The sequence below is a fragment of the Azospirillum sp. B506 genome, assembly GCF_000333595.1.
Lineage (GTDB): Bacteria > Pseudomonadota > Alphaproteobacteria > Azospirillales > Azospirillaceae > Azospirillum.
The window spans coordinates 1-7278 of sequence record NZ_BADK01000639.1; the positions used below are offsets into that span (position 1 = coordinate 1).

6 protein-coding genes are annotated in these 7278 nt (G+C 65.6%); 2 read left to right on the plus strand and 4 right to left on the minus strand.

From position 1 onward, the window contains the following. A partial coding sequence (locus tag I71_RS18995) for a protein kinase (RefSeq protein WP_244433920.1) occupies nt 1-2382 on the minus strand: 2382 nt, incomplete at its 3' end. Nucleotides 2383-2679: 297 nt separating this feature from the next. Between I71_RS18995 and I71_RS19000 the strand changes: the two genes are divergently transcribed. Further along, nucleotides 2680-3576, plus strand: a complete 897-nt coding sequence (locus tag I71_RS19000) for an aldose 1-epimerase (RefSeq protein ID WP_042696512.1) — start codon at nt 2680-2682, stop codon at nt 3574-3576. On the opposite strand, the gene I71_RS37555 is transcribed toward I71_RS19000, so the two are convergent. The 3 genes from I71_RS37555 to I71_RS19010 are packed head-to-tail and all read right to left on the minus strand — an operon-like array spanning nt 3573 to nt 5404. Further along, a complete protein-coding gene (locus I71_RS37555) occupies nt 3573-3797 on the minus strand; it encodes a hypothetical protein (RefSeq protein WP_148294283.1) in 225 nt (74 codons plus the stop codon). The two genes, I71_RS19000 and I71_RS37555, sit on opposite strands and share 4 nt — an antisense overlap. 49 nt (nt 3798-3846) lie before the next feature. Continuing rightward, nucleotides 3847-4431 (minus strand): lysozyme inhibitor LprI family protein, encoded by a 585-nt coding sequence (locus I71_RS19005; RefSeq protein ID WP_042696514.1) that lies wholly within the window; start codon nt 4429-4431, stop codon nt 3847-3849. Nucleotides 4432-4462: 31 nt separating this feature from the next. Next, complete coding sequence (locus I71_RS19010) at nt 4463-5404, minus strand: hypothetical protein (RefSeq protein WP_042696516.1); 942 nt, start codon at nt 5402-5404, stop codon at nt 4463-4465. A gap of 236 nt (nt 5405-5640) precedes the next feature. Here I71_RS19010 and I71_RS19015 point away from each other — a divergent pair. Then, a partial coding sequence (locus I71_RS19015) for a transglutaminase family protein (protein WP_042696518.1) occupies nt 5641-7278 on the plus strand: 1638 nt, incomplete at its 3' end.

Below are 7278 nucleotides of genomic sequence, written 5' to 3' on the forward strand. Positions count from 1 at the left end.
CGATGGCGTGGGCGCGCTGGGCCGCCTGGGTCGCAAGCTGGGGAAGCACGGCCTCAGGAAGATGTTGTCCGGGCTGATGTCACGGTGGATCAGTCCCTGGTCATGGATGGCCTGCAGCGCCTTGGCGATCGGCATCACCACGGACAGGGTTCTCTTCACATCGATCCGGCCACCGCAGTCGGTCAGATATTTCTTCATGGTGCGGCCTTCCAGCAGCTCCATGACGAGATAGGCGGTGCCGTTCTCCTCGAAGAAATCCTGGACGCCGACGATCTCACGCACGTCGCGCAGGCGCGCCAGCGTCCGCGCCTCCTCCAGGAATCGTTCCAGCCCGGCGGCGAAGGTCTCCGCATGCTCGTCGGAAAAGGGCGATACCGCCGGGGAGTTCGGAATCCGGGCGATCAGGTTGGCCGGATAATACTCCTTGATCGCCACCTTCACCCGCAGCCGGTCATCCCAACCCAGATAGGTGGCGCCGAACCCACCCTGCCCCAGCACCCGCCCAGCCCGGTAGCGTCCATGCAGCATGGTGCCGGGCACCAGATGCACGCCGGGCCGGTTGTCCGACTTCGCGGGGAAGCCGCAGCTGCCGCAGGCCCCGGCGCCCCCATGGGGGGCATAGCAGCTCGGGCACAAATTTGCCGCCGGCCCGCTCCTCGGTGCCGGGGACGGCGGCATGGAGGAGCCGGCGGCGGCCAGTTGCTGGCTGGCCGGGTGGAGAATCGTCTCGGCTCCGCGCATCCCGTTGCGCGCCCCCCCCTGCGCCTGAAGCGCCACCGCATCGACGGTGACCGGCCCCGCCACCTGCACTGTGGCGGCCGGAACCGCAGGGGGAACGACGGCTGGCAGGACAGGCGGTGGCGCTGGGACTGTCGCCATCTGGCGCAACCTGTCCAGCAGTTCAAGAAGCCGGCGGACCTCGGCCTGGGCGACCTCGCTCTCCGGCTGGGCGAGTTCGGCCTGGAACTGAGGCTGGCGGACGATTTCCAGGATGTGCTGCCGCATCAGCGGCAGGGCGCCATCCTCGCGGATCAGGTCGGAGCAGGCAACCTCCGCCAAGCGGATGGTGCGGCGGCGCTGAACCGGTTCCATCTGCCGCAGGCGAACGGCAAGCTGACCGGTCTTCACATACTCGTCGACTGCCCGTTCGGCACGTACGGCGATCCGTTCACAGGCATCCGAGGGAAGCGGGGCGGACCGGATGGCGGCCAGCGCGCGGGCAAAATCGCGCTCCAGCAGCGCAATGTCCGGCGTCTGCACCAACATGTTCTCGATCAGCAGCTCGTTGCTGATGGCGGCCTCAAGCGAGGCAAGGATCTCGTCGGCGTGGCGTTCGGCCGGCGGTGCCGCCGCGATGCGGGTCAGGTAATGAATGCGGCAGATCAGGTCCGACTGCCCCTCGCCCAGCCCAACGATCGAGCGGCGGTAGGCACTGGCACCGCCCTGTTCCAGCCGGCGCGAAAAGCGCACGGTCAGTGCGTCGGCCATCGCCGCGCCACCGATCAGGCCGTCGCGGGTCAGCAGGTGAGCGACCAGCGTTGTCAGCATCTCCTTCTCCTGGTCGAAGGCGCCGCGCCCCAGGGGCTGGGGCGCCTTCAACTGGCGGCGGATGCGGTCGAGCACGGCGGCCTTCGCCTGGGCCAGCTTGCCCTGACGGAACAAGGCGTTCAGCACGCCGATCCGGTTCGGCCCGATGGCCTCCATACCGATTCGGCCGAAGAGCAGATCGCACAGGGTCGCCAGAAGCGTCCCCGGCAACAGATTGGCCCCGAACAGCTCCGCCCCCGCAGAGGTGGAGGCCAGGATGTCGCCGATGACCCCATCGACGGCCATGGACAGCCGCTCGTCCCGATCCCATTGATGCAGTTCCAGCAGGCGATCCAGCTTGCCGGTCCAGCTCTTGCAGTCGACGAGTTCCAGGGCGATGGCGACACGCAGATCGTAATCCGCATCGCCGGTCGGAGTCTTCACACCCTGGGTCAGCAGCCAATCGACCGGCTTGCGGCCGCGGGGCATGGCGGAAAAGGCGGCCTGGGCGGTGCGTGCCTTGGCCCAGCTTTCATCCACCGCGGCGCGGATGGCACGGCGGCGCAGCTGCAATTCCTGGCCCGGCGCGCGGGCCTGGACGGTCGCGATCCGAGTAATGGCTGCCTCGATGAGGGTTCCCTGCTCCAGGCAGGATTTCAGCGGCTTGACAAGGTGGATCACCTCCGTCGGTGTCAAACGCAGCGGGTCCAGGTACGACCGCAGCACAACCCCGATCATCAATCGCGCCGGCAATGCATGGTAGTCCGCCAGTGTGCCGCACAGCTCCGCCTCATCGAGCGTGCCCATGGCCGACTGGACAGTCGGCGTCGTGCGGTTGAGCTGGGGAGTGGACACTACGGGCCTTTCCAGAAGGTGACGGACAATGCAGCCACGCTGAAACAATGATGGTCCACCGGCGTTATCGATGCAGCCGGCCGTAACGGCGGGCATGCCACACCCACCATCTTGGATCGCCAGTCTGGCATCGTTGCGCAGCGAGGGTAAATGACGGGTGTACGATGCCCACATTTTTCATCAAAAACACATCAGTTGTGTCAGCATTGCGCCATCCCGTCCGCTGGCGACGGCGGTCGTTTCCTTCAGCCTTCGCATGTGCGATAAAACAGGGGACGCTGACGATGGGAGAAACGCATGATCCGGACCGGCACCGTCATCGCGTTGCGGCATGGGCCGATGACGCTCACCGCGGCTCCCCATTGCGGCGGCTCGCTGGCGAGTTGGAGCCTGTCCGGCTCCGGTGGTCCGGTCGAGCTGTTCCGTCGCGCCAGCGACCGTGCGCTGGAAGGCGATTTCGCTCCGGACATGGCATGCTTTCCGCTGGTTCCCTTTTCCAACCGGATCGGTGGCGGCCGGTTCGTCTTCCAGGGGCGGGAGGTCGTCCTGGCCACCGATCCCGGATCGCCGCACCGCATCCACGGTCATGGCTGGTCCAATCCGTGGAGCGTTGAGGCTCGGACCGACGACGCCCTGCGGATGGGATTCTCCCACCGGGCAGACGACTGGCCCTGGAGCTATCGGGCGGTGCAGACGGTGGCTCTGGACGGCGAAGGGCTGACTGTTGCGCTCGACCTCTTCAACGAGTCGGACAGCGACATGCCGGCTGGACTGGGGCTGCATCCCTATTTCGTCAAAACACCGGGCACCCGCGTGACCGCCGATGTCCGCAGCGTCTGGGAGAATGACGACACCATCCTGCCCTACCGGAACCGGCCGGTGCCCGCGGCGTGGGATTTCCGCCATGGCGTAACGATGGACCATCCGGTGCTGGACAACGGTTTCACCGGTTGGACCGGTTCCGCGACGTTGGAGCGGCCGCAGGAGCGGTTGCGTCTGACGATGCTGGCCGACGGGCCGGTCGGGCACCTGATCGTCTATGCCCCGGCAGGCGAGCCCTATCTGTGCCTGGAACCGGTCACCCATATGACCGACGCGCTGAACCGGCAGCAGGAACCCGGCGCCGGGGTGATCACCCTGCCGCCGGGAGAACGACTGTCGATGACCGTCCGCTTCCTGGTGTCGCTTATTTAGCGGCAGCGCACAAATTCGGCGGCGAAGGTCGATGGCGGCTCCATGCGCAGGACCAACCGGTCCTGACGCGGCAAATCGGCTGGCAGCAGGCGCAGGGTCGCCAACGGAGCCCTCGTCTCCCCCTCCGCTGGAACGGCCGGCAGAAGCGCCACCCCTCGCACAGGGTCGCTGTCGGCTGCCAGCGTGCCGTTCAAAGGGAACAGCGGCAGTCGCGAATCCACCGCATGCAGTCCGCGATCGGCCCCAATTTCAAGGAAGGAGCTGCGGCAATCATCGATCGCTGTGAGGTCGTTTGATCGGCCTTCGCCCAGCGGCGGCCAGCGTCGACAGCACGACCTTGCGGTTGAAAGCTTGCCCCTGCGGTTCGGGCGTCGAGAATCGGCGAGTGGCCGCCCCGCTGACCGACAACGGCAGGTCGGCGACCGGACGCGACCGGGCCTGAGTTTCGGTTTCCAGCGCGATTGTGCGCTGGCGGATGACGCGCGCCAGACATTCGCTGCGGGTCTTCGTCGCCTTGGCGTCGGCAAGGTCGGCGGCTGTCACCTGACAGGCCTCGTCCCGCCGTGCGCGCCACACCGTCTGGGCATCTTCGATCGCCGCACGCCCGGTGTCGTCAGTGGTTGCCGCCAGCGCCGCCAGGGCTGCGTCCAACGCCGCACCGGCCGTTGCCAGGGTGGGATCGCGACAAATCAATTTTGCCACCGGCGTCTCCGCCCCCTCGCAGTCGGGCGGCGCATGGGTGGCGGCCTCCGGCGAGGACATATCGGCCTGAGCCGAGAGGGCCGGAACCGCGGTCAGCACCGCGAACAGGGAGCCGGCAGCCAGAAGACCGCCAACCAGGGACAGGACGCGCATCGCAGGAAACCTTGGGTCGGGAAACGGAACGTCACGAAGCCGGAAATGCCTCCAGCACGGCCTTGACCTGACGCTGGAAATCCTGATCGCTGCGATAGCGCGTCACGACCGACTTGTCACGCTCCACGAAAAACAGCATGTCGTCGCGCTTGGGCAGCATGCGGGGATTCGGCTTTTCCAGCAACTCGCCGTTCCAGTCGATCCGCGCCATGAAATAGGCCGCACGGGCGAACAGCATGAAAAGCTTGTTGTCAGGCGCCAGCTTCTCCCGCCGCAGCAGCGCAAAATAATAGTAGTTCCGGCCGTGGAAATAGTTGGTGTGGATCGCCTGCAAGGTAGCGAACCGCTCGTCCGGACTGCTTACCTTCTTGATCTGCTTCTCCAGCCGAAAACCTGCAAAAAAATATTCCCGTGCCTCGTGCTCGAAAGAAAAGGCGCTGCCTTTGATCAGCGCCATCTGCTCACCATAACGCTTCAATGCACGGGTCATCAGCAACTCAAGGAAGCGCCGCTCCGCCGCCAGCGTGTCGGGGATATTCGGCAGCAGCTCGAACACATGGCGCAGGTGATAGGGGTGGCGGACGACAATCACGGGAACCGACAGCTTCTTGCGCTTCGCCGGAGCCCGCTTTTCCGCCACCAGCGTGACAGCGGGCGACAAGGACGCCATCGTCGCCTGGATGGTGTCGTACAGTTTCCAGCGCAGACGGCTTTCCGCCGACTGTTTGCCCAGGTTGATCCTGGCAAGGAAACGCTTCACCCGGCTGCCGAAGGTCTCCTTCGGCAGCTTGTGCGTCGGCAGATTGGGAACCACCAAAGGGTTGCCGAGAATATCCGCGGGCGGGGGCAACGGCTTGAAGTTGAAGTATTTCCCGGTCACGACTCCCCGCCCGGCACCGCCGAACCCGGTGTCGCCCATACCGCCGGAACCGCGGTTGCCGCCCAATAGTGAAGAAGCCGCCACCGACACCATCCAGACGCGAATTTCCGCCGTAGCGATACCCCGTGCTCTGAGGATATAAAGCGTAACGCGAACGGAAGAAAGCCGCAGCGCGTTCCCTCCGCAACTTCGTGACTTTTTCGCAACTGCGATAGCATCGGCGGCGGGGCGCCCTGTCGGGGCGGATTTATCGGTGTTACCGTTGTGGCAGCGACCCTGGAGCGAACCGGGGCGCGACCATCATCGAACAGGCATGAGGCGGGGTTTTCATGGCGATCCACGTCGCGCTGAATCACAAGACGATCTATCGCTACGACCGGCCGGTGTCCCTCGGCCCACAAATCATCAGGCTGCGTCCGGCGCCCCATTGCCGGACACCGATCCTCAGCTACTCCCTGAAGGTCACGCCCAAGCAGCATTTCCTGAACTGGCAGCAGGATCCGCAATCGAACTTCCAGGCCCGCTTCGTCTTCCCGGAAAAAACACGCGAGTTCATCGTCGAGGTCGATCTGGTCGCCGAGATCGCCGCGATCAACCCCTTCGACTTCTTCCTGGAGGAGAAGGCGAACCACATTCCCTTCGCCTATGACGACTGGCTGCAGCGCGAGCTGCGCCCCTATCTGGAGACGGAGGAGCCGGGTCCCGAGCTCGCCGCCTATCTCAAGGACATCCCGCGCGAGAAGACGCCGACCATCGACTTCCTGGTCGCGGTCAATCAGCGGCTTCAGCAGGAGATCGGCTATGTCATCCGGATGGAACCGGGGATCCAGAGCTGTGCCGAGACGCTGACCAAGCGCACCGGTTCCTGCCGCGATTCGGCATGGCTGCTGGTTCAGATCCTGCGCAACCTGGGCTTGGCCGCCCGCTTCGTCTCCGGTTACCTGATCCAGCTGACCGCGGACCAGAAGGCGCTGGACGGCCCGTCCGGTCCGGAAAGCGATTTCACCGACCTGCATGCCTGGACCGAGGTGTTCCTGCCCGGTGCCGGCTGGGTCGGGCTCGACCCAACCTCCGGCCTGCTGGCGGGCGAGGGGCACATCCCTCTGGCCTGCACGCCGGACGCCTCCTCCGCCGCCCCGATTTCCGGCATGGTCGATGAGGCTGAGGTCGATTTCGGCCACGAGATGTCGGTCACCCGCATCTACGAAGCGCCCCGAGTCACCAAACCCTACAGCCAGCAGCAATGGGCCTCGATCGAGGCGCTGGGCCACCGGGTTGACGAGGATCTGAAAGCGGAGGACGTCCGCCTGACCATGGGGGGCGAGCCGACCTTCGTCTCCATCGACGACATGGATGGAGCGGAATGGAACACCACGGCGCTGGGTCCGCAGAAGCGGAAAATGGCCGCCGACCTGATCCATCGCCTGATGGCCCGCTTCGCCCCCGGCGGCCTGCTGCATTTCGGCCAGGGCAAATGGTACCCGGGCGAATCGCTGCCGCGCTGGGCGATGACCGTCTATTGGCGCCGCGATGGCGAGGCACTGTGGGCCAACAGCGACCTGCTGGCCCGCGAGGATACCGACTATGGCCACACCGCCCAGGATGCTGGCGTCTACCTGATGGCGCTGGCGAAGCGGTTGGGCCTCGACCCCAATCTGGTCCTCGGCGCCTATGAGGACCCCTGGCACTACCTGCGCAAGGAATCGCAGCTCCCCATCAACGTCGATCCGCTGAACAGCAAGCTGGAGGACAAGGAGGAGCGCGAGCGTCTGGCCCGCGTCTTCACCCGCGGCCTGAACGAGCCGGTGGGGTTCGCCCTGCCGATCAACCGCCGCATGACACAGCAGGGCCCGGTCTGGCTTTCCAGTACCTGGCCGCTGCGCCAGGAAAAGCTGGTGCTGATTCCCGGTGACAGCCCGGTCGGCTATCGTCTGCCGCTCGGCTCGATGGCCTGGGTGTCGAAGTCC